The organism is Ralstonia sp. 1138, from assembly GCF_040544795.1.
In the GTDB taxonomy this organism is placed as follows: Bacteria; Pseudomonadota; Gammaproteobacteria; order Burkholderiales; family Burkholderiaceae; genus Ralstonia; species Ralstonia flatus.
Map to the genome: position 1 here is coordinate 1003924 of NZ_JBEPKQ010000002.1, position 22858 is coordinate 1026781.

Consider the following 22858-nt stretch of genomic DNA (forward strand, 5'->3'; position numbering starts at 1 on the left):
CATACGTCCCGTAGGCGATGCGCGCGATCCGCGTGTGCCGCCTCCATCGGTCCTATCGGTCTGTCTGGTCCATGCCTCTGTCTGCCCCCGTCCCGCGCGTCATGCGCCACCGCCGTGCCATCACGGTGGAGGCCTATTTGCGGGAAGACGGCCTGTGGGACATTGAAGCGCGCTTGACCGACACCAAGCCTCGCGATATCCCCCTGGCCAGCGGCGGCGTGCGTCCCGAAGGCCAGCCGCTGCATGACCTGTGGCTGCGCGTGACCATCGATACCCGCATGAACGTCGTGGATGCCGAAGCGTGTTCCGACTGGGTGCCGTACCCCACACATTGCGACACGATCGGCCCGGCCTACCGCAAACTCATCGGCCTGAACCTGATGAAGGGTTTTCGAAAGGCCTCGCGTGAGAGACTCGGCGGCGTCGCGGGCTGTACGCACCTGACCGAGCTGTGTGGCGTGCTGCCGACTGCCGCCATCCAGGCCTTCGCCGGCGATGTCTTTCCGGTGCGCGATAACTCCAACGACCTGCGTCCGATCGAGCCCGGCGAAAAGCCGCCTTACCAACTCCATGGCTGCCATGCCCTGCATCTTGAGGGCGAGGTGGTCCGCAAGCATTACCCGCGCTGGTTTGCATACCAGCCCGAAGCCAAGATCCAACCGCCACCCACCGAACTCGCGCCTGAGCCCTCGTCCTGAAGGGCACCGCGCCGTTCGCGTTTTCAATACTCATCACACTCACTCTGCCTAGCAAAGGAAACACGCATGAATATCCATGAGTACCAAGGCAAGGAAATCCTGCGCAAATACAATGTGCCGGTTCCGCGCGGCATTCCGGCCTTCTCGGTCGACGAGGCCATCAAGGCTGCTGAAACCCTGGGCGGCCCGGTGTGGGTCGTGAAGGCACAGATTCATGCGGGTGGCCGTGGCAAGGGCGGCGGCGTGAAGGTTGCCAAGAGCATGGAGCAGGTCAAGGAATACGCCAGCAGCATCCTGGGCATGACGCTGGTGACGCACCAGACCGGTCCGGAAGGCAAGAAGGTCAACCGCCTGCTGATCGAAGAAGGCGCGGACATCAAGAAGGAACTGTACGTTTCGCTGGTGGTGGACCGTGTGTCGCAGCAAGTGGCCCTGATGGCCTCGAGCGAAGGCGGCATGGACATCGAAGAAGTCGCCGAATCGCACCCGGAAAAGATCCACACGCTGCTGATCGATCCGCAAGCCGGTCTGCAAGACGCGCAGGCTGACGACATCGCCCGCAAGATCGGTGTACCGGATGCTTCGATCGCACAAGCTCGCCAAGCCCTGCAAGGCCTGTACAAGGCGTTCTGGGAAACCGACGCTTCGCAAGCTGAAATCAACCCGCTGATCCTGACCGGCGACGGCAAGGTCATCGCACTGGACGCCAAGTTCAACTTCGACTCGAACGCGCTGTTCCGTCACCCGGAAATCGTCGCCTACCGCGATCTGGATGAAGAAGACGCCAACGAAATCGAAGCCTCGAAGTTCGACCTGGCCTACATCTCGCTCGACGGCAACATCGGCTGCCTGGTGAACGGCGCCGGTCTGGCCATGGCCACGATGGACACCATCAAGCTGTTCGGCGGCGAGCCGGCCAACTTCCTCGACGTGGGCGGCGGTGCCACCACCGAGAAGGTGACCGAAGCCTTCAAGCTGATGCTGAAGAACCCGAACGTGCAGGCCATTCTGGTCAACATCTTCGGCGGCATCATGCGTTGCGACGTGATCGCCGAAGGTGTGATCGCTGCGTCGAAGGCTGTGTCGCTGTCGGTGCCGCTGGTCGTGCGCATGAAGGGTACCAACGAAGACCTCGGCAAGAAGATGCTGGCCGAGTCGGGCCTGCCCATCATCGCCGCAGACACGATGGCAGAGGCCGCCGAGAAGGTCGTGGCCGCAGCCGCCGGCAAGTAAGCCGCCCGCTGACCCAACCATACGCGAACGCGGGCGGCGCCTCGAAGTACGCAACCGTACGACGGCGCGGCTCGCTGCATAAAAGGATTACAGCATGTCGATTCTGATCAACAAAGACACCAAGGTCATCACCCAGGGGATCACCGGCAAGACCGGCCAGTTCCACACCCGCGGCTGCCGCGACTACGCCAACGGCAAGAACTGCTTCGTCGCCGGCGTGAACCCGAAGAAGGCCGGCGAAGACTTCGAAGGCATTCCCATCTACGCAACCGTCAAGGACGCCAAGGCACAGACCGGCGCAACCGTGTCGGTGATCTACGTGCCGCCCGCAGGCGCCGCTGACGCCATCTGGGAAGCTGTCGAAGCCGAGCTGGACCTGGTGGTTTGCATCACCGAAGGCATCCCCGTGCGCGACATGATGATGGTCAAGGACAAGATGCGTAAGGCCGGCAGCAAGACGCTGCTGCTGGGTCCGAACTGCCCGGGCCTGATCACGCCGGACGAAATCAAGATCGGCATCATGCCGGGTCACATCCACCGCAAGGGCCGCATCGGCGTGGTGTCGCGCTCGGGCACGCTGACGTACGAAGCCGTGGGCCAGCTGACCGCGCTGGGCCTGGGCCAATCGTCGGCAGTCGGTATCGGCGGCGACCCGATCAACGGTCTGAAGCACATCGACGTGATGAAGATGTTCAACGATGATCCGGAAACGGACGCCGTGGTCATGATCGGTGAGATCGGTGGTCCGGACGAAGCCAACGCGGCTTATTGGATCAAGGACAACATGAAGAAGCCGGTGGTGGGCTTCATCGCTGGCGTGACCGCGCCTCCGGGCAAGCGCATGGGCCACGCCGGCGCGCTGATCTCGGGCGGTGCCGACACCGCGCAAGCCAAGCTCGACATCATGGAAGAGTGCGGCATCAAGACCACCAAGAACCCGTCGGAAATGGCGCGTCTGCTCAAGGCGATGCTGTAATCGGCAAGGTTTGAGGTTGTGCGAGAACGGGGGCTTCGGCTCCCGTTTTTGTTTGATCGCGATGCAGCATGCGATCCAGGCACGACATGTGTATAAGCACACAAGACGCTGCAAACCGATTTCCCCGCCAACCCGCAAGGACATCTTCGAGAACACTATGGCGCTCACCTCCAGCGCATTCTGGTTCGCACTTGGCTCCATCATCCTGACCAACATCGTGCTGTCGGGCGACAACGCGGTGGTCATCGCGCTGGCCGCGCGCAACCTGCCCAAGCGTCAGCAGAAGCAGGCCATTTTCTGGGGCAGCGCCGGCGCCATTGTGCTGCGCGTGGTGTTGACCGTGCTGGCCGTCAAGCTGCTTGCGTTGCCATACCTGAAAACGATTGGTGCGGTGCTGCTGGTCTACATCGGCGTGAAGCTGCTGACGGAAGCCGACGAGGAGGCCGCCGACCGCCATCAGCGTGTCGGCCTATGGGCGGCCATCCAAACTATCCTCATCGCCGACTTTGTGATGTCGCTCGATAACGTCGTCGCCGTGGCCGCCGCCGCTGAGAAGGGGCCGCCAGGCACGACGTTTCTGCTGCTGGTGCTGGGGCTTGGATTGTCGGTACCGCTGATCGTGTTCGGCAGCACGCTGCTGGTGGGCGTCATGGCGCGCTTCCCTGTCATCATCACGCTCGGCGCGGCACTGCTCGGCTATCTGGCCGGCGACATGCTCGTCACCGATCCGATCGATGCGGCGTGGTTCGAGCGCGCCGTGCCGTATGCGGATGTGGTGGTGGGGTGCGTTGGCGCGCTGCTGGTGGTGGGCGTGGGCCGCTGGCTCAGCCGACGAACCTTGCGCCAGGCCTAGTCCGAACGAATCCCCTCGAAAGTAGGTGATGACGGGTTCTGTCCGGAATTCTGTCAAGAACGGTCAGATTCGCGCCAGAAATTTCGACAAAGCGCGCCAGTTTTTTCCCCGAAATATGGTGTGTGCCTTGGCATAGTCCGTGCACGGTGCCCTCCCAACAACAAAATGCCTTTTGGGGAGAGGTCATGGGCTTCAAGCACAGCAAGGGAACAAGGCGTCGGGCGGGCGGTTTTACGCTGATCGAGCTGATGATTGTGGTGGCGATCGTGGGGATTCTGGCGGCGATTGCACTGCCGGCCTACAACAACTACATGATCAAGTCGAAGTTGACCGAGGCAACAACGACGTTGGACGCGGCACGGGTTGCAGTCAATGAGGCGTATTCGTCCAACAGTGGCATCTTTCCGAGTGCAAGTTCGCCGCCCATCATTACGCAGGCTGTGGCGAGCAACGCCCAGTATGTGACCGGAATCAAGTACAACAACCCTGGAACGACGTCCGGCGTCGGCGTCGTCGTGACGCTTGGCAACACGGGTAACCCTCAAATCGATGGTCACTACCTGGGGATGTTCGGTACTGGCAAGGCTGATGGGACGGTGGCCTGGACTTGCGCGACCGCGCAAACAGCGAATGACTCTGCTTCGGGAGCCGCCGTGCAATCCATGTATCCATATTTGCCGGCGGCGTGCCAGAACTGACGACATGAGAGAACGAAGGCCCGCACGGGCTCACATGTGTTGAAGCGGGCAACGGGTGTGTGACTCGTTGCCCGTATCGCTTTTTGAGTCGAAAAACATCGCGACCCCACCACCGGAAGCCCCGTTTAGAAACGTATCAGGACGCGGATAATTTTGTGCATAGAAAATCACAAAACTAACGACTTCTGTCACGAAGTGTCAATAATTGTCATTCGATATTGCCCACAGTTGTCCATCGTGGGCGCGTTTTAAGGGCTAGAACGTAGGTTTGGACTTGGCACGATCCCTGCTCTACATCCACCGCTTCACCTTTAACCAAACATCCGGGGGAATTTATGAAGTCGCTGCGTCTGAACAAGCGTGTCCAGAAGGGTTTCACGCTGATCGAACTGATGATCGTGGTTGCGATCGTCGGTATTCTGGCTGCCATCGCGCTGCCGGCTTACAACAACTACATGGTCAAGTCGAAGCTGACAGAAGCGACGACGCTGCTGGATGCTGACCGCTCCGCGATTGCCGAGGCATATGCAAACCTTGGGACCGGTTCGTTCCCGGCCACTGCTCCGATCAGCACGTCCGTGCCGGCGAATACGAAATACATCGCAGCCGTTGCCTACAAAACCTCGGGCTCTCAGGTGAGCGTGGTCCTGCAGCTGAACAGCACGGGGGCTGCAGCCATCGACGGCAAATATCTGGGTATGTTCGGTATTGGCCAAACTGACGGTACGGTTGCGTGGCAATGCGGTACGGCGACTTCTGGTGCGCTGACGGCTGCATCGCAAACGGCCATGTATCCGTTCCTGCCGGCTGCTTGCCAAAACTGATCGTCATAGTTTTGTTAGGCCAGTTGCGTGTAACGGCTGGTCTACTATGAACAAATGCAAGGGCGCCTCTGGGCGCCCTTTGCTTTGCGCGGGTGCTCGGAGCGGGTGCTCGGAGCGCGTGGCACGTGGGAAAGCCATCAAGCTTAACTTACCGTTTGTTCGACTACACTCGCGGACGTTGCAAGCGGCGCCTCGGTTGCGTCGCCCGACTCCCGTTCTCTCGCTGATTTGCGCATGCTTCGATCTCGTCTTCAGTACATCCCGCTCTGGTTTGCTCTGGCCATTTGTGGCGCGGTTCCCTTCCTGTTCGCACCGCATACGCTGCCGATGCCGACGTTCTATGCGGAATATGTCACCGCCATCTGCTGGATAATCTTCGTGATCGCCGTACTGGCGGTGACATGGAGAAGCGAGGCCGGCCTGCCGCGCATCGCGCTGGCGCCACTCGGGTTGATTGCAGCCTTGTTCGCGCAGCTGCTGCTCGCGCCACCGCTCAACCCGTTCTTCTCACTCGCTGCAACGGTGTTCCTGTTGGCCGCTGCTGCCGCGTGTGGTCTTGGCGCCCGCAGCCGGGAACTGCCCGGTGTTCTGGAGGCGTTGGCCATCGGCTTGATTGTCGGCGGCCTTGCAACGGTGGCAATTGAGTTTGTGCAGCTACTTCGCGTGCCGGATTTGTCGCCAGTGTTAATTGCCGCGCCTCCCGAACCCCCTCGCCGGCGCCTGTGGGGCAACTTGAATCAGCCCAACCATCTTGCCTCGTATCTTGCGTTCGGTTTAGCTGCGAGCATATTCCTGGCTCTGCGTTATCGCCGCGCGCGATGGCCGCTTGCGGTGGTCGCGGTGCTCCTTCTGATCGGGATATCGCTGACGTTCTCCCGGATGTCGTGGTTGCACATCATCGCGGTGGGCGGGCTGATGGGGATGGCCTGGACTGCGGATCAGTGCGGCGGACATCGCTGGATGCGAGCGTGCCTGCCGGTTGTTTTGCTGGTCGTGACCTACCAACTTTGCAATTGGATGGTCGAATACGCCAACGCGCTCTGGCATCTGGAGTTGTCCGCATCGACGGTGGACCGATTGGGAGAAGGCACGGGGCGGGCGCAGTTGTGGCTGCATGCGTGGCATATGTTCGTCGTGCATCCGTGGCTGGGTGGTGGCTGGGGTGATTACGCTTGGAATCAGTTTGTACAGACCGACGTTCTGGGCCCCGTCACGATGTCGCTGAATGCGCACAACATCGTGCTGGATCAACTCGCCAAGGTGGGTCTGCTCGGCCTGCTTGCCATTGCACTGCCCATGCTTGGTTTCCTGTGGAGTTTGCGAAAGCGCCGGATGACGCCGGAGTTGGCATTTCTGCTTTCCATTGCCGCGGTAATGGGTGTGCATTCCATGTTGGAGTATCCGCTGCACTACCTGTTTTTCCTGCTCCCACTGGCTTTTGCCCTCGGTTATGCCGACGAACGCAATTTGCGGGCGCCGTCCAGTGGCATGGTCTTCGTGTCCACTGCTGCCATTTCCATCGGCAGCGTCGCGCTGATGGCCCATCTTTGGGGCGATTACAAGGCCGTGGAGCGCCTTCACTACTCGCCCGACGGCGGGAAGAAAGAAATCGCTAGGTACGGTGGGCACGGGCCGACGTTGTTGCTGCCCTACGAGAATCTAGCGTTCGCGATTCAATGGAACGTGACCCCCGAGATGGCGTCCTCCTTGGAGAAGCTCGAATTCCACGCCATGCAGTTTTATCCCGGGTCTCTGACGGTCCAACGCTACGTGCTGGCGCTGGCGTATTTAGGGCGGACCGATGACGCTATGGTTTATGCGCGCCGTATGCGGGCCAGTTATCCCGCCGACTACGCCTCACAGACTTGGATTTTCACGCAAGCCTGTGAAAAGCAAGGCGATGGCAAGCTGAAGACGCTTTGTGTGCGGTTTAAATCGGAAAATCTGCTCGTATCGACGGTAAAGCCGTCGGCTGAAAAAAAGCTACCTGCCTCGCAATAATTTGAGCGCCCATTTTGGGCGCTTTTTATTAGAAGAATCAAAAATCGTTGCGCTGGCTATCAGGTCTCCTCAACTCGCTTAGTCTTCTCTTTCAATTGCAGAAGAAATCGGCAATTGAATATCTGGAGCAACGAAAGAGGAGAAATCAATGCGGTTGAGGAGCAGTGTACGGAATCGGGCCCAAGCGGGCTTCACCCTGATCGAACTCATGATCGTCGTCGCAATCGTTGGCATCCTTGCGGCGATTGCCGTGCCGGCGTATCAAGACTACGTTTCCCGCTCGCGTGTAACAGAAGGGCTGGCCCTGGCCGCGTCCGCCAAGACAGCGGTGGCGGAGAATGCCGCTGCCGGCGTTTCGCTGGACCAGGGCTACACAGCCAACGGGGCGACCCGTAACGTCGTTGCAAGCGGTGTCAGGATTAACCAAGCGAACGGGGAGATCGAGATCGCCTACGCGTCGAATGTGGCGGATGACGGTGCCAATACGCTGGTGCTCAAGCCGACCGTGAACGGTGTTGCGCTGAGCACCGATAAGCGGCCCGTTGGGGCAATTCGGTGGGATTGCTATGCCAGTGGCGTCGCCGCTCGCACGAACTCAGTGGGACCGGCGTCGACTCCCACCCTGGATCCACGAATTGCGCCGAGCGAGTGTCGCTGATACCGGCGGGAGATGAAAAAGAGCGTCAAAAAGACGCTCTTTTCTTTTGTGCGGGACAGGATTATTCCGCCACCCAATCCCCCGACTTCCCCCCATGCTTTTCCAATAGCCGCACATCCCCAATCACCATCCCCCGATCCACAGCCTTACACATGTCGTAGATCGTCAGCAGCCCCACCTGGACCGCAGTCAGCGCTTCCATCTCCACGCCGGTCTGCCCACGCGTCTCCGCGCGAACCGTACAGCGGACAGTGCTTGCGGCCTCATCCAAGGCAAACTCGACCCCCACCTTGGTCAACGCCAACGGATGACACAACGGAATCAAATCAGACGTCCGCTTGGAGCCTTGAATCGCAGCAACGCGCGCAATCCCCAGCACATCGCCTTTCTTGGCGTTGCCATCGCGCACCAGCGCAAATGTCTCGGGCAGCATGCGGATCGTGCCGGTGGCCGCGGCCACGCGGTGCGTGACGGCCTTGTCGCCGACGTCGACCATATGGGCTTGTCCGGCGGAATCGAAGTGGGTGAGTTGCGACATGAGTGACAGCGCGTTTTGCGGGGCAGGGTACGAAGCGTTTTATGATAGCAAGCACCCGGCTTGCGGCGATGTTGCCGCGCTGATTCCGCTCTCCGTGCTTTCCGTATGACGCTTTCCCTTTTTCGGCCGCGCGTCCGCAAGCTGACGGCCGCTGTGTTGTTGTCGACGTGGCTGGCGCCCCTGCCGTTGCCTGTGCTGGCGCAGGCGTCCGCACCGGCGGCTTCGATCAACGCTGGGCTGGGTTCCGCCGCGGCTGCCGATCAGGTGCAGAGCAACCTGAATCGCAGCGTGCAGATCGGCCGGCAGTCGCCGTATTTGCCGAAGGAGCCGAGCGTCATTGACGCGCCGACGTACGAGTTGCCCGATATGGGCGATCCGTCGACGGCGTCGTTGTCGCCCGAGATGGAGCGCCGCCTGGGCGACCGCGTGATGCGCCAGATCCGTCGCGATCCGGATTTCGTGCCCGATCCGCTCATTACCGACTACCTCAACACCATCGGCTACAAGCTGATCGAAGCGGCCCGCCGTCAGCATGTGGCGGGCAGCACGTCGGCGTCGAGCTTCGAGTTGTTTGCGGTGCGTGATCCCGGCATCAACGCGTTTGCGCTGCCGGGCGGCTACATCGGTGTGAACACGGGGACGTTGGTCGCAACCGAGAGCGAATCGGAATTGGCCTCGGTGCTGGGCCACGAAATCGGTCACGTGCTGCAGCGGCATATTGCGCGCGGCATTGATAAATCGGGTGAGTCGATGTGGATTGCGCTGGCGTCGATCCTGCTGGCGGGTCTGGCGGCCACCAAGAGCGGGGACGCCGCGCAGGCCTTGGCGATGGGCGGGCAGGCGGCGGCGGTGTCGAACCAGCTCGCGTTCTCGCGTGGCGCGGAGCGCGAAGCCGACCGCGTCGGTTTCACGCTGCTCACGGGCGCGGGCTACAACCCGGACGGCATGCCGGACTTCTTCCGTCGCCTGCAGCGCGTCACGAACATTGCCGATACGGGCGTGATTCCCGGCTATGCGCGCACCCACCCGCTGACCGGCGAGCGTATCGCCGACATGGAGGACCGCGCGCGTGGCTTGCCGCATCCGCGCCAACCGCGTCGCCCGGAATTTGGCTTTGCGAAGGTGCGCGCGCGCGTGCTGCAGGAAACGTCGACGAGCGCCTATATCGACGTGCGCAATGCGATGCGCTCGCAGCTGTCGTCAGCGCCGGATGCGCCGGTCGAGAAGCGCGCGGCGCTGTGGTACGGCGTGGCGGTTGCCAATCAGATGGCCGGGCGGCTGGACGACGCTGAACAAGCGCTGCAGGAAGCGCGACGCCTGTACGGCAACATTCCCGGCATCACGTCGGGCAGCGTCGAGCTGGATGTCACCGCCATCGAACTGGCACGCGCGCGTAACCGTGCGCCCGAGGCGCTGACGTTGGCACGCGCGGCGCTGGCTGCGTATCCGCTGTCGCGCGCGGTGGGCATCACCTATGCGCAAACGCTACTCTCGGCCGGTCGGACCGATGACGCGATTCCGTATCTGAAAGACAAGACCCGTGAAGACACTGCCCAGCCGATCTGGTGGGACATGCTCGCCCGGGCTTACGCCGACAAGGGCAAGCGCGTTGAGCAGCATCGCGCGCTGGCGGAGAAATACGCGCGGGATGGGGCGTGGGGATCGGCTGTGGAGCAACTGAAGCTCGCCCGCGATGCGGGGGATGCGGATTTCTACACGCTATCCGAAGTCGATGCGCGCTTGCACCAGATGGAGCGGCAATACCGGGAAGAGAAGGCGGAAGACAAGGCGCTGCCGAAGTAGGGCGCCCAGTCGATCCTATTCCGCTGGCTGGGCCACAAAGCCATAGCGCTTTGCGACTTCCGCGCGCGCAATCGGCTCAATGTCGAATGTCCGGTCACTCAGCGTCAGCGTTCCCAGCGCGGCTCCGCACGCCTCTCCGTGCCAGTTGGCCAACGAAGAAAACGGCTCCAAGTCATGATCGTGCAGCAGGGCGATGGTTTCCTCTGCTTCGAATCCCGCCACGCGGCCCGAGAGCAGCACGCTACCTTGTTCATCGACAAAGCAGCCGGTCGGTGAGAACGCAGCGCTTGTGGTCGTCGTGAACGCTGGCGGTGCGCCATCGGCCGACAGCCGCGCCACCCAGGGCGTGTAATCGAGTTCGACAAACACGCGCTGTGGCCCGTTCTGGAAGAACCAGCGTCCAGCATCGTCATGCGCGTAGTTGCGCACGATGAAGTCGATGAGCGCCGTGTGGCGAATCGGCTCGCCGGACAGTTTGTTGGCCTGCGCATATTCGTTGCGCATGCGCCATTGGCCGCGCCGATCCAGCGCCAGCCAGCCAAAGCAATTCGGCACGTTCGGCCACTTGGCCATGGCCTGGCGGACGATGTCATCCATGAGCATCCTCCGCGTTGGTTTGGCGGCCCAGCACATCATCGAAAAAGCGCAGGACGCGTGCAGGCATCCAATCGACGCGGCCCGTCTTGCCATGGCGCAGCAGGAAGCCGACGTGGCCGCCGTGCAGCGGCTGGTCCAGCGTGATGTCGGGTGACACGTCGGCCACGCCCGGCAGATGCTGTCCGGGCAGGAACGGATCGTTGCGTGCGTTCAGCACCAGCGCCGGCACACGCACGTCACGCAGCACGGGCTTCGACGACGCGCGCGTCCAGTAGTCGAGCACGTCGCGAAAACCGTGCAGCGGCGCGGTGACGAGGTTGTCGAACTGCCCCAACGTGCGCGTGGCCATCATGGCGTCGCGGTCGTACAGGCCGGGGTGCTGGTCGAGCTTCGCATTGGCCTTGGCTTTGAGCGTGCGCAGGAACATGCGCGTGTAGACCATGTTGAAGCCTTTGGACAGCGCTGCGCCGCCGGCGCGCATGTCCAGCGGTGCGGAGACCGTCGCAGCCGCGGTCACGTAGCGGGCATCGGCGCCGTGTTCGCCCAGGTAGCGCAGCAGCGCGTTGCCGCCCAGCGAGATGCCGACAACCAGCAGCTTGCGGCCCTGCGGCTGGCAAACCGTCCGATATAGGCGTTCGAGGATCCACGCGATCTCGGCGCCATCGCCGCAGTGGTACATGCGCGGCGCGAGGTTCATCTCGCCCGAGCACCCGCGAAAGTGCGGAATGACGCCGGGCCAGCGGCGCGCGCGCAGCGCGTCCATCAGCAGCCGCGCGTAATGGCTGCGTGAATCGCCCTCCAGGCCGTGGAACATGACGACGAGCGGCGCGTGCGCGTCGGTCTCGTGTGTGGTCCAGTCGAGGTCGATGAAGTCGTGGTCGGGCGTGTCCCAGCGTTCGCGCCGATACGCAATCCGCGGAAAGCGCCACAGGCGCGCGGGCACGATCGTCTGCGCATTGCCGCCGATCAGCCACCACGGCGAGCGGAACGCGTGCGGCTCGAACGGCCCTGCCAGCAGGGCGCTCAGATTCAGTTCAAGGGGAGTGGCGTGGCGAGACGGATGGGTCATCGAAAGAGACGGCGGCCACGCCGAGCGCGGCAGCTTAGTGCAGAGAGTGCGTGACGCTGGCGATGGACGCAGCCACGCGTTCTTCGGCGGCCTGGCTGGAATGCACATGGGCGATGCGCCAGCCTTCGTGGTTCTGCATCAGCACGTAGGTCGTGTGCACGTACAGATCGGCCTCGGTGGCGGTGGCCGAGAAGCGCAGCGCTTCGGTGGCTTCGAAGATCGACACGCCCAGGGACGAATGCACCTGCTGCGAGAGGCATTCGATCCAGACCGGGTTCTTCTCGACCAGCGCATCGAGGCAGCCGCGCAGTTGCTCGTGGCCGTGCAGGCGCTGGCCGTCGGGCAGGATGAAGCTCACCGAATCCTCGTCGAGCCACAGCTTGAGCGCGCCATCGGCATCGCGGCGCTTGAGCGCATCGCGATAGGCTTCGAGGATGTCCTCGGCGGCTTCGAACAGGCGGGCAAATCGTGGCATGGCGATGAAAGTTGAGGAGAGCGTGTTACTGCGGCTGCAGCAGCCGGCGCAATTCATGAAACACCATCTCGGGGCCGATGTCGCGCAGGCAGCGCAAGTGGCCCAGCGGGCATTCGCGCGCAAAGCACGGGCTGCACTCCAGATGGAGCCACATGATACTCGCAGCGGGCGACAGCGGCGGCGTGTGGCGGGGGTCGCTGGAGCCGAATACGGCCACCTGCGGGCGTCCCAGGGCAGCCGTCACGTGCATCAGGCCGGAGTCGTTGCAGATGGCGGCTTCGGCGCGGGCAAGCAGTTCGATCGCCTCGTCGAGCGAGGTCTCGCCGCACAGGTTGCGCACGAACGGCGCGCGCTCGACGATGGCGTTGGCCATGTCGCGGTCCTTGCCTGAACCGAGCGCAACGATCTGCGCGTACGGGAACGAGCGGCGCAGCATCTGCGCCAGCTCTGCGAAATGCTCGGCCGGCCAGCGCTTGGCGGGGCCGTATTCCGCGCCGGGGCAGAAGGCAATCAGCCGCGCGTTGCCCGGAATGCCGAACTTGGCGGACGTGGCGGCCACGCGCTGCACATCGACGTCCAGCTTCGGATCGGGCAGCGTGTCGGGCAGCTTGGCGTGCGGCTTGAAAGCCAGCGCCGCGTAGTGCTGCACCATCGGCGGACGCGCGTTCTTGGGCGGATTCGGGTAGCGCACGTTCAGCACGCCCAGGCGCGACTCGCCCTTGTAGCCGATGCGCAGCGGAATGCCGGCCAGCCACGGGATCAGCGCGCTCTTGAACGAATTCGGCAGGACGTACGCTGCATCGAACGTTTCGCCCTTGAGCTGCTGGGCGAACATCGTGCGGCTGCCGAGCTGCAGCTTGCCGTGGGCGAGTTCGGTCGGCAGCACGCGGGCGATTTCCGGCATGCGCGCGAGCACGGGCGCCACCCATTTCGGGGCGATCGCGTGGATCTGCGCGCGCGGGTGCCGCGCCTTGAGCTGCACGAACAGCGGCTGCGCCATCAGCGCATCACCGATCCAGTTGGGGGCGACGACGAGGATCTTGCGCATCATCGAATCGCCAGGCGAGTGCGGCGACCGGTGTACTGCAGGTGAATCGGGCTCAATGGTGGCCCTTCAGTTCAACGCCGGGGGCCAGCTTGTAAATGGTGCCGCAGTACGGGCACTTGGCTTCGCCAGTGTCGGCGATGTCGAGGAAAACGCGCGGGTGGTAGTTCCAGGCCGGCGTTTTGGCGGTCGGGCAGTGCAGCGGCAGGTCGTCTGCGCCGATTTCGATCGTGGGTGCGGTTTGCGTGGTCATGGTCAGTGAGGAATGCCGGCGCGGTCTGAGCAGTCAGCCACGCCGTGATATGGGCCGCAGGTTCAAGAACCGACAAAGGCGAAATTGTAAGGGGTGGGCGCAGGCGCGCCAACGCCGATTGTTGCAGTGCGTGGCGCCCGGCATGAATCGTTCAATCGTGGGACGCGCCCGCTTTGTCGTTAAGCGGATGCTTAACATCAAAAGTATAATCGTGTGTTTCCTACGAGCCACCCATGTCGCCCCCGACGTTCCTGCGCGCCCGCGCTGCCGGCTGCCTCTGCCCGCCGCATCAAAAAGAGTCTGATTCGCCACTTCTGGGGGCGCCATGGCGCTAGTCCGCTGGGCGGCGGCATTGCAGCGCCGCTGGGAGGCTATTGATCCAACAGAACGCGCGGGCTTCTTTGCCGGCGTGCGCGCCTATATGCCGTCGATGCCGCCGGTGCTGACCTGGGGGCTGGTGACTGGCGTGGCGATGAGCAAGTCGGTGCTCACCATCCCGCAGGCCATCGGCATGACGATCTTCGTGTATGCCGGGTCGTCGCAACTGGCCGTGCTGCCGCTGTTGGCGGCGGGGTTGCCGATCTGGACGGCGCTGCTGACGGCCTTCATCGTGAACGTGCGTTTCATCATCTTCAGCGCCGGGCTGATGCAGCATTTCGGGCACCTGCCGTTCATGCGGCGGGTGGTCCTGGGTGTGTTCAACGGCGATCTGCCGTTCGTGCTGTTCACCCAGCAGTACCCCTCGGCCGCGCCTCAGGGGGGCAAGGAGGGCTATTACTGGGGCATGGTCCTGCTGAGCTTCGTGGGCTGGCAGGTGTCGTCCATCCTGGGCATCGTCGCGGCGAGCCTGTTTCCGGATGCGTGGGGCCTGGCGCTGGCCGGGACGCTTGCGCTCATTCCTGTCATGGTGTCGACCATTCGTAGCCGTGCCACGCTCATGGCGGTGGCTGTGGCGGCGGTGCTGGCGCTGGTTGCCTTCAAGCTGCCGTATCGATTGAGCCTCGTGATTGCCGTCACCGGCGCGATGGCCGCCGGCCTGGCCGCAGACGAAGCGGCCGCGCGCCTGCAATGGCAGCGCCGACGGGCCGCGCAGGCAACAGCTGACGAGGACGACGCATGAGCGCGCTGGAAATCTGGCTGGTCATTGCCGGCATGACCCTGGTGACCATCGTCACGCGTTCCTTGTTCCTGATCGTGGGCAACCGCATGACCCTGCCCACGCGCGTGCAGCACGCGCTGCGCTTTGCGCCGGCTGCCGCGCTCGTCGCCATCGTGCTGCCCGACCTCCTCTGGAACCAGGGGCACTTCGACGCGAGCTGGACCAACCCGCGCCTGATGGCCGGCGTTGCCGCCACCGCGTTCTACGTTGCCACGCGGCGCATGCTCGGCATGATCTTCGTCGGCATGGGCGTCTTTACCGTGCTGCGTCTCTGGGGATGAACATGTCGGCTTCCAATCGCAACGGCGTGATCTTCGCGTTTCTGGCCTACACGATGTGGGGCCTGTTTCCGCTGTACTTCAAGCTGCTCAAGGCGGTGTCGCCGGTCGAGATTCTTTCGCACCGGGTGATCTGGTCATTGGCGGTGATGGTGGTGATCCTGCTCGTGAAGCGGCACGGCACTTGGTTGTGGGCATTGCGCAAGCAACCGCGGGTGGTGGGGCGCTACGCCGCCAGCACCAGCCTGTTGGCCGCCAATTGGCTGACCTACATCTGGGCGGTCAACCACGATCATGTGCTGGAAGCCAGCCTCGGATATTTCATCAACCCCCTCGTGGTGGTGATGCTCGCCGCGCTGGTGCTGGGCGAGCGGCTGCGGCCGGTGCAGTGGGTCTCGGTGGCGCTGGCCGCCGCGGGCGTGGCATGGCTGACGTGGCAGGCTGGCACGCTGCCGTGGATAGCCCTGGCGCTGGCGTTTTCGTTCGGGTTCTACGGTTTGCTGCGCAAGACTTCGCCGCTGGGTGCGCTGGAAGGGCTGACGCTGGAAACGCTGCTGTTGTTTCCGCTGGCGCTGGCCTACCTCGGCTGGCTGGCTTCGCAGCATCAGAACGCCTTCCTGGCCGCATCGCCGGGCACGCAGCTGCTCCTGGCGCTGGCCGGCCCGCTGACGGCGCTGCCACTGCTGCTGTTTGGTGCCGGCGCGCGGCGTATTCCGCTGTCGCTGCTGGGTTTGCTGCAGTACGTGAGCCCGACGCTGCAGCTGCTGCTCGGCGTCTGGCTCTATAACGAGCCGTTTGCGGGCCCCAAGGTGGCCGGCTATGTGCTGATCTGGGCAGGTCTGGCCGTGTATTCGGCCGAAAGCTGGATGCAACTGCGCCGCCGCACGCCGCTGCCGGCGTAGTCCCCGCCGATCGGCCTCGGCAAGACGGCCGAGCCCGGAGGACTCCGCCGAGAAACGCACGTTTTGACCAGGCGCATCGGGTAAAATCGCTGTTTTCCGCGATTTCTTCCGAAGCTGCCATGCCTCACGTCCTGCGTCTGTCCGATCTCATCTCCGAAGGAAAGCTTGCCGGTAAGCGCGTGTTCATCCGCGCCGACCTCAACGTGCCGCAAGACGATGCCGGCAACATCACCGAAGACACGCGCATCCGTGCTTCCGTGCCGGCCGTCAAGGCCGCGCTGGACGCGGGCGCCGCCGTCATGGTGACCTCGCACCTGGGCCGCCCGACCGAGGGCGAATTCAAGCCGGAAGATTCGCTCGCACCGGTTGCCAAGCGCCTGTCCGAACTGCTGGGCCGTGACGTGAAGCTCGTCCAGAACTGGGTGGATGGCGTGGAGGTCGCGCCCGGCCAGGTCGTACTGCTGGAAAACTGCCGCGTGAACAAGGGCGAGAAGAAGAACAGCGACGAACTGGCCCAGAAGATGGCCAAGCTGTGCGACATCTACGTCAACGACGCCTTCGGCACCGCCCACCGTGCGGAAGCCACCACGCACGGCATCGCCAAGTTTGCTCCCGTTGCTTGCGCAGGCCCGCTGCTGGCTGCCGAGCTGGATGCGCTGGGCAAGGCGCTGGGTCAGCCGGCGCGTCCGCTGGTGGCCATCGTGGCCGGCTCGAAGGTGTCGACCAAGCTGACCATCCTCAAATCGCTGGCCGACAAGGTCGACAACCTGATCGTGGGCGGTGGCATTGCGAACACGTTCATGCTGGCTGCCGGCCTGAAGATCGGCAAATCGCTGGCCGAAGCCGACCTCGTGGGCGACGCCAAGGCCATCATCGACATGCTGGCGGCGCGCGGGGCGTCGGTACCCATTCCCGTCGACGTGGTGTGCGCCAAGGAATTCAGCGCCACCGCGGCCGCTACCGTCAAGGACGTGGCCGATGTGGCCGACGACGACATGGTCCTCGACATCGGCCCGAAGACGGCTGCGCAACTGGCCGAACAACTGAAGAGCGCCGGCACCATCGTCTGGAACGGCCCGGTCGGCGTGTTCGAATTCGACCAGTTCGGCAATGGCACCAAGGTGCTGGCCGAGGCGATTGCTGCCTCGTCGGGTTTCTCGATTGCCGGCGGCGGCGACACGCTGGCTGCCATCGCCAAGTACAACATTGCCGACAAGGTGGGCTATATCTCCACCGGCGGCGGTGCGTTCCTCGAGTTCCTGGAAGGCAAGACGCTGCCGGCCGTCGAAATCCTGGAGCAACGCGCGCAGAACCAGGCCGCTGTGGCCTGACGCAAACGCCGCCAACATCCCCACCACAACAACGAGACACCGCCGCCCATGACCCGCGCTACCAAGATCGTCGCAACGCTCGGCCCCGCGTCCAGCACGCAGGAAGTCCTGACCCGCATGATCGCTGCGGGGGTCGACGTGGTGCGGCTGAACTTCTCGCACGGCGCGGCGCAAGACCACATCGATCGCGCGCAGCTGGTGCGCGAAGTGGCGCGCTCGGTGGGCCGCGAGGTGGCCATCATGGCCGACCTGCAGGGCCCGAAGATCCGTGTCGGCAAGTTCGAGAACGGCAAGATCACGCTCGAACCCGGCGATCGCTTCACGCTCGACGCCCGCTGCGAGCTGGGCAACCAGGAGCGCGTCGGCCTCGACTACAAGGAACTGCCGCGCGACGTGGGCCCCGGCGATCTGCTGCTGCTCAACGACGGCCTGATCGTGCTGCAAGTCGAGCGCGTGGTGGGCGAAGAGATCGAGACCATCGTCAAGATCGGCGGCGATCTGTCCAACAACAAGGGCATCAACCGCCAGGGCGGCGGGCTGTCGGCGCCGGCGCTGACCGCCAAGGACATGGAAGACATCAAGACCGCGATGGCGCTGGGCGCCGATTACGTCGCGGTCAGCTTCCCCAAGAACGCGACCGACATGGAAATGGCGCGCCAACTGGCCGCCGTGGCCGGCGCACCGCATAACCACAAGACCCGCATGATCGCCAAGATCGAGCGTGCCGAGGCCATTCGCCCAGGCGTGCTCGAAGAGATCCTGGCCGCCTCCGACGGCATCATGGTCGCGCGTGGCGACCTGGCCGTGGAAGTGGGCAACGCGGCCGTGCCGGCGCTGCAGAAGCGCATGATCAAGCTGGCCCGCGAAACCAACAAGCTGGCCATCACCGCCACGCAGATGATGGAATCGATGATCGTCAACCCGGTGCCGACGCGCGCCGAGGTGTCGGACGTCGCCAACGCCGTGCTCGACGGCACCGATGCCGTGATGCTGTCGGCAGAAACGGCGGCCGGCCGCTACCCGGTCGAAACCATCGAAGCCATGGCCGCCATCTGCGTGGAAGCCGAGAAGTCGCAAACCGTGCATCTGGATGCGGACTTCCTCGACCAGACGTTCAGCCGCATCGACCAGTCGATCGCCATGGGCGCGCTGTTCACGGCGCACCACCTGCAGGTCAAGGCGATTGCCGCGCTCACCGATTCGGGCGCCACGGCGCTCTGGATGAGCCGTCACGGCATCAACATTCCTATTTATGCGATGACGCCCAACGTGGCATCGCAGCGCAAGATGGCCCTGTACCGCAACGTGCAGTCGCTCCCGCTGGCCAACAGCACCGATCGCGACGAAGCGCTGCACCAGGCCGAAGAACTGCTGGTCGCGCGCGGCGTCGTGCAGCGCGGCGACTTCATCGTCCTGACCGTGGGCGAGCCGATGGGCCAGGCCGGCGGCACCAACACGCTCAAGATTGTTCGCGTCGGCATGCACTGACGCCCACGACGGAACGCCGTTTGCTAGCTCTTCCAGACGACCACGCGTTCCAGAGACCGAATACAGATCGATCCATAGGAGAAAACCATGCCACTCGTCTCGATGCGCCAACTGCTGGACCACGCCGCTGAAAACGGCTACGGCCTGCCGGCTTTCAACGTGAACAACCTGGAACAAGTCCAGGCCGTGATGGAAGCCGCCAAGGAAGCCGGCGCACCCGTCATCCTGCAAGCCAGCGCAGGCGCCCGCAAATACGCCGGCGAATCGTTCATCAAGCACCTGATCCAGGCCGCTGTCGAGGCTTATCCGGAGATCCCGCTGGTCATGCACCAGGATCACGGCCAAAGCCCGGCCATCTGCCAGGGCGCCATCGACCTGGGCTTCGGCTCGGTCATGATGGACGGCTCGCTGCGCGAAGACGGCAAGACGCCCGCCGATTTCGACTACAACGTCGACGTGACGCGCCGCGTGGTCGAGATGGCCCACAAGGTCGGCGTGACGGTTGAAGGCGAACTCGGCTGCCTGGGCTCGCTGGAAACCGGCATGGCCGGCGAGGAAGACGGCATCGGCGCCGAGGGCAAGCTCGACCACTCGGCCCTGCTGACCGATCCGGAAGAGGCCGCGCAATTCGTCAAGGCGACGCAGCTCGACGCGCTGGCCATCGCCATCGGCACCAGCCACGGCGCCTACAAGTTCTCGCGCAAGCCCACCGGCGACATCCTGGCGATCAGCCGCGTGAAGGAAATCCACGCGCGTATCCCGAACACCCACCTGGTGATGCACGGCTCGTCGAGCGTGCCGCAAGAGCTGCTGGCCATCATCAACCAGTACGGCGGCAAGATGAAGGAAACCTACGGCGTGCCCGTTGAGGAAATCCAGGAAGCCATCAAGTACGGCGTGCGCAAGATCAACATCGACACCGACATCCGCCTGGCCATGACGGGCGCGGTGCGCAAGTTCCTGGCCGAAAACCCGGACAAGTTCGACGCCCGCGAATGGCTCAAGCCGGCGCGCGAAGCCGCCAAGCAGATCTGCAAGGCACGCTATATCCAGTTCGGCTGCGAAGGCCAGGCGGGCAAGATCAAGCCGATCGGCCTGTCGGTGATGGCGCAGAAGTACCAAAGCGGCGATCTGGCCCAAGTGGTGCAATAAGCATTTGGCGTCACATTGAGCAAACGGCTGGCATTGCGCCAGCCGTTTTGCATTGCATGGGCCACGTATAATGCTGGCCTTCCACGTTTTCTTATCTCCTCCGGGTTCCGCCGTGTCCGCCGCAACTAACAACCCTGCATCGTCCGCCCTTTACGAATCGTCGATCACCAGCCTGCCGTTGCTCGGCCGTGGCAAGGTGCGCGAGAACTACGCTGTCGGCGACGACAAGCTGCTGATGGTCACCACCGACCGCCTCTCGGCGTTTGACGTGATTCTCGGCCAGCCGATTCCGGACAAGGGCCGTGTGCTCGCGCAGATGTCGGATTTCTGGTTCAACAAGCTGCGCCACATCGTGCCGACGCACGAGACCGGCATCGCCCCGGAAACCGTGGTGGCCCCGAATGAAGTCGACCAGGTGCGCGGCCGCGCGATCGTGGTCAAGCGCCTGAAGCCGATCCTGGTGGAAGCCGTGGTGCGCGGCTACCTGGCCGGCAGCGGCTGGAAGGATTACCAGGCCACCGGCGCCGTCTGCGGCGTGCATCTGGCCCCTGGCCTGCAGAACGCGCAGAAGCTGCCCGAGCCGATCTTCACCCCCGCCGCCAAGGCGGAGATGGGCGAGCACGACGAGAACATCTCCTTCGATGAAGTCGAACGCCGCATCGGCCCGGACCTCGCCGCGCAGATCCGCGATGTGAGCATCCGCCTGTACAAGGAAGCCTCCGACTTTGCCGCCACACGCGGCATCATCATCGCCGACACCAAGTTCGAGTTTGGCCTGGACGAAAACGGCACGCTGACGCTGATGGACGAGGCGCTGACCGCAGACTCGTCGCGCTTCTGGCCGGCCGATTCGTACCAGGTCGGCACGAACCCGCCGTCGTTCGACAAGCAGTTCGTGCGCGACTGGCTCGAAGCGGTGCGCATTGACGGCAAGCCGTGGCCGAAGACCGCGCCGGCGCCGCAGCTGCCTGCCGACGTGATCGAAAAAACCGCTGACAAATACCGCGAAGCGCTGACCCGCCTGACCGGTGAATCCCTGCGTTAAACCGGAGCGATGACAATGACCGCACAGCAATCCGCTCCGCTCGTTGGCGTGGTGATGGGCTCCAGCTCCGACTGGGAAGTGATGCGCCACGCCGTCGACATGCTCACGCAGTTCGGCATTCCGTTCGAGGCGCAGGTCGTCTCGGCGCACCGCATGCCGGACGACATGTTCCGTTACGCCGAAGCCGCGCGCGGCCGCGGTTTGCGCGCCATCATCGCCGGTGCCGGCGGGGCGGCGCACCTGCCGGGCATGATTGCCGCGAAGACGATCGTGCCGGTGTTTGGCGTGCCGGTGCCGTCCAAGTACCTGCGCGGCGAAGACTCGCTGCTCTCCATCGTGCAGATGCCCAAGGGCATTCCGGTGTCGACATTCGCGATTGGCGAAGCCGGTGCGGCCAACGCAGCGCTGGCCGCCATCGCCACCATCGCCACCACCGATGCGGCCCTGGCCGACAAGCTCGAAGCCTTCCGCGCCCAGCAGACCGAAGTCGCACGCGGCATGACGCTCCCTGTGCACGGCGCCTAAGTAACCTACGACCCGATTCATGGCCGACGACCTGAACCCGCGCCTGGCGCAAGCCCACACCGCGGAATCCCGCGCGCTGAACGTTCCCAACGCGATCCTGCCCGATGCCTGGCTTGGCATGCTCGGCGGTGGCCAGCTCGGCCGCATGTTCGCGCACGCCGCGCAGGCCATGGGCTACAAGGTCTGCGTGCTCGATCCGGACCCGAACAGCCCGGCCGGCACCATCGCCGAGCGCCACCTGTGCGCCGGCTATACCGATGAAGCCGCATTGGCCGAGATGGCTGCACTGTGTCCGGCCGTCACGACCGAATTCGAGAACGTGCCGGCCATGGCGCTCGACCGCCTGGAGCAGCTCGGCGCGTTCGTTGCGCCGCGTGCCAACTGCGTCTCGATCGCGCAGAACCGCATCGCCGAGAAAAAATTCTTCGCGCTGTGCGCCGCGCGCACCGGCATCCACCCCGCACCGAGCTGGGTAATCGAGCACGAAGCCGACATCGAACAACTGCCCGCCGACCTGCTGCCCGGCATCCTGAAGATTGCGCGCATGGGCTACGACGGAAAGGGCCAGGCGCGTGTCTCGACGGTTGACGAGCTGCGCGCAGCCTGGGCCGCCATGCAGCACGTGCCGTGCGTGCTGGAGAAGATGCTGCCGCTGGCCTACGAAGTGTCTGTGTTGGCCGCGCGCGGCGCCGATGGCAGCACGGCCACGTGGCCGCTGGCAGAGAACGTGCACCGTGACGGCATCCTGTTTTCGACGATCATGCCGTCGCGCAGCGTGTCGGACGACATTGCCACGCGCACCCGCGCCGCCGCCGCCATGATCGCCGAAGAAATGGGCTACGTCGGCGTGCTGTGCATAGAGTTCTTCGTGCTGCAGGACGGCTCGCTGGTTGCCAACGAAATGGCGCCGCGTCCGCACAACTCCGGCCACATCACCATGGATGTGTGCGAGACGAGCCAGTTCGAGCAGCAGGTGCGCGCCATGGCCCGCCTGCCGCTGGGCAGCACGCGGCAGCATTCACCGGGGCGCATGCTGAATGTGCTGGGCGATGTGTGGTTCGAATACGGCCTGGAACGTACGCCCGCGTGGCACGAAGTGATGGGACACAGCGGTGCGAAGGTCCACCTGTATGGCAAGGCCGATGCGCGCCCGGGCCGCAAGATGGGCCACGTGAACTGCGTCGGCACCTCGCCGGAAGTGGTGGACGAAGCGTTCCGCCACGCCGCGCACGTGCTCGGTTTGCAGCCGGACTGATT

At 63.8% G+C, this 22858-nt stretch carries 24 protein-coding genes; 18 read left to right on the forward strand and 6 right to left on the reverse strand.

The genetic code is table 11. From position 1 onward, the window contains the following. Window positions 1-71: 71 nt before the first annotated feature. From ABIC76_RS12435 to ABIC76_RS12470, 8 genes are all read left to right on the forward strand, one after another. Window positions 72-698 carry a DUF2889 domain-containing protein gene (locus tag ABIC76_RS12435; protein WP_316888500.1) on the forward strand — a complete coding sequence of 209 codons (627 nt, stop codon included), beginning with the start codon at window positions 72-74 and terminating at the stop codon, window positions 696-698. A gap of 66 nt (window positions 699-764) precedes the next feature. Next, a complete protein-coding gene (sucC, locus tag ABIC76_RS12440) occupies window positions 765-1931 on the forward strand; it encodes an ADP-forming succinate--CoA ligase subunit beta (protein WP_027678134.1) in 1167 nt (388 codons plus the stop codon). Window positions 1932-2025: 94 nt separating this feature from the next. Further along, window positions 2026-2907 (forward strand): succinate--CoA ligase subunit alpha, encoded by an 882-nt coding sequence (gene sucD, locus ABIC76_RS12445; RefSeq protein WP_009239052.1) that lies wholly within the window; start codon window positions 2026-2028, stop codon window positions 2905-2907. 157 nt (window positions 2908-3064) lie between these two features. After that, entirely contained in the window at window positions 3065-3760 is a 696-nt protein-coding gene (locus tag ABIC76_RS12450; protein WP_354534140.1) for a TerC family protein, read from the forward strand. 185 nt (window positions 3761-3945) lie between these two features. Next, window positions 3946-4458 (forward strand): pilin, encoded by a 513-nt coding sequence (locus ABIC76_RS12455; protein ID WP_354534141.1) that lies wholly within the window; start codon window positions 3946-3948, stop codon window positions 4456-4458. A 335-nt stretch (window positions 4459-4793) separates the two neighbouring features. Then, window positions 4794-5282: a pilin gene (locus ABIC76_RS12460; RefSeq protein ID WP_354534142.1), complete on the forward strand. Its 489-nt coding sequence runs from the start codon at window positions 4794-4796 to the stop codon at window positions 5280-5282. Window positions 5283-5516: 234 nt separating this feature from the next. Beyond that, window positions 5517-7283 (forward strand): PglL family O-oligosaccharyltransferase, encoded by a 1767-nt coding sequence (locus ABIC76_RS12465; protein WP_354534143.1) that lies wholly within the window; start codon window positions 5517-5519, stop codon window positions 7281-7283. 148 nt (window positions 7284-7431) lie between these two features. Beyond that, window positions 7432-7941: a pilin gene (locus ABIC76_RS12470; RefSeq protein ID WP_354534144.1), complete on the forward strand. Its 510-nt coding sequence runs from the start codon at window positions 7432-7434 to the stop codon at window positions 7939-7941. A 61-nt stretch (window positions 7942-8002) separates the two neighbouring features. Here the strand turns inward: ABIC76_RS12470 and moaC are convergent, their stop codons facing one another. Then, complete coding sequence (gene moaC / locus ABIC76_RS12475) at window positions 8003-8479, reverse strand: cyclic pyranopterin monophosphate synthase MoaC (RefSeq protein ID WP_354534145.1); 477 nt, start codon at window positions 8477-8479, stop codon at window positions 8003-8005. Between the two features lie 105 nt (window positions 8480-8584). Here moaC and ABIC76_RS12480 point away from each other — a divergent pair, with 105 nt between their 5' ends. Beyond that, window positions 8585-10282, forward strand: coding sequence for a beta-barrel assembly-enhancing protease (locus ABIC76_RS12480; protein WP_354534146.1), 1698 nt, complete (start codon window positions 8585-8587; stop codon window positions 10280-10282). Window positions 10283-10297: 15 nt separating this feature from the next. On the opposite strand, the gene ABIC76_RS12485 is transcribed toward ABIC76_RS12480, so the two are convergent. Genes ABIC76_RS12485 through ABIC76_RS12505 form a run of 5 tightly spaced genes read right to left on the reverse strand, consistent with a single transcriptional unit; the run spans window position 10298 to window position 13721 of the window. Further along, window positions 10298-10879 carry a DUF2946 family protein gene (locus tag ABIC76_RS12485; protein WP_354534147.1) on the reverse strand — a complete coding sequence of 194 codons (582 nt, stop codon included), beginning with the start codon at window positions 10877-10879 and terminating at the stop codon, window positions 10298-10300. Further along, window positions 10872-11948, reverse strand: coding sequence for a YheT family hydrolase (locus ABIC76_RS12490; protein WP_354534148.1), 1077 nt, complete (start codon window positions 11946-11948; stop codon window positions 10872-10874). The genes ABIC76_RS12485 and ABIC76_RS12490 overlap by 8 nt, the downstream gene beginning before the upstream one ends. Before the next feature lie 34 nt (window positions 11949-11982). Further along, entirely contained in the window at window positions 11983-12423 is a 441-nt protein-coding gene (locus ABIC76_RS12495; RefSeq protein WP_009239042.1) for a YybH family protein, read from the reverse strand. Window positions 12424-12448: 25 nt separating this feature from the next. Further along, window positions 12449-13474 (reverse strand): lipopolysaccharide heptosyltransferase II, encoded by a 1026-nt coding sequence (gene waaF, locus ABIC76_RS12500; protein WP_354534149.1) that lies wholly within the window; start codon window positions 13472-13474, stop codon window positions 12449-12451. 49 nt (window positions 13475-13523) lie between these two features. Further along, window positions 13524-13721, reverse strand: a complete 198-nt coding sequence (locus ABIC76_RS12505) for a zinc-finger domain-containing protein (RefSeq protein WP_343549856.1) — start codon at window positions 13719-13721, stop codon at window positions 13524-13526. 325 nt (window positions 13722-14046) lie between these two features. Here ABIC76_RS12505 and ABIC76_RS12510 point away from each other — a divergent pair, with 325 nt between their 5' ends. The 9 genes from ABIC76_RS12510 to ABIC76_RS12550 all read left to right on the forward strand — a co-directional run bounded on the left by ABIC76_RS12510 (window position 14047) and on the right by ABIC76_RS12550 (window position 22856). Further along, window positions 14047-14841: an AzlC family ABC transporter permease gene (locus tag ABIC76_RS12510; RefSeq protein ID WP_354534150.1), complete on the forward strand. Its 795-nt coding sequence runs from the start codon at window positions 14047-14049 to the stop codon at window positions 14839-14841. Beyond that, window positions 14838-15161 carry an AzlD domain-containing protein gene (locus ABIC76_RS12515; protein WP_354534151.1) on the forward strand — a complete coding sequence of 108 codons (324 nt, stop codon included), beginning with the start codon at window positions 14838-14840 and terminating at the stop codon, window positions 15159-15161. Before ABIC76_RS12510 ends, ABIC76_RS12515 begins: the two co-directional genes overlap by 4 nt. Before the next feature lie 2 nt (window positions 15162-15163). After that, window positions 15164-16060: an EamA family transporter RarD gene (gene rarD, locus ABIC76_RS12520; RefSeq protein WP_354534152.1), complete on the forward strand. Its 897-nt coding sequence runs from the start codon at window positions 15164-15166 to the stop codon at window positions 16058-16060. Window positions 16061-16179: 119 nt separating this feature from the next. Beyond that, window positions 16180-17391, forward strand: a complete 1212-nt coding sequence (locus ABIC76_RS12525) for a phosphoglycerate kinase (protein ID WP_354534153.1) — start codon at window positions 16180-16182, stop codon at window positions 17389-17391. 48 nt (window positions 17392-17439) lie between these two features. After that, the gene (gene pyk / locus ABIC76_RS12530; protein WP_027678120.1) at window positions 17440-18879 is read left to right on the forward strand and encodes a pyruvate kinase; all 1440 of its coding nucleotides are present in this window, start codon (window positions 17440-17442) and stop codon (window positions 18877-18879) included. A gap of 87 nt (window positions 18880-18966) precedes the next feature. Further along, window positions 18967-20031, forward strand: coding sequence for a class II fructose-bisphosphate aldolase (fba, locus tag ABIC76_RS12535; protein ID WP_027678119.1), 1065 nt, complete (start codon window positions 18967-18969; stop codon window positions 20029-20031). 70 nt (window positions 20032-20101) lie between these two features. Further along, window positions 20102-21076 carry a phosphoribosylaminoimidazolesuccinocarboxamide synthase gene (locus ABIC76_RS12540; RefSeq protein WP_354534154.1) on the forward strand — a complete coding sequence of 325 codons (975 nt, stop codon included), beginning with the start codon at window positions 20102-20104 and terminating at the stop codon, window positions 21074-21076. A 15-nt stretch (window positions 21077-21091) separates the two neighbouring features. Continuing rightward, window positions 21092-21601: a 5-(carboxyamino)imidazole ribonucleotide mutase gene (gene purE / locus ABIC76_RS12545; protein ID WP_147214432.1), complete on the forward strand. Its 510-nt coding sequence runs from the start codon at window positions 21092-21094 to the stop codon at window positions 21599-21601. A gap of 19 nt (window positions 21602-21620) precedes the next feature. After that, the gene (locus tag ABIC76_RS12550; RefSeq protein ID WP_354534155.1) at window positions 21621-22856 is read left to right on the forward strand and encodes a 5-(carboxyamino)imidazole ribonucleotide synthase; all 1236 of its coding nucleotides are present in this window, start codon (window positions 21621-21623) and stop codon (window positions 22854-22856) included. The last annotated feature ends 2 nt before the right edge of the window (window positions 22857-22858 follow it).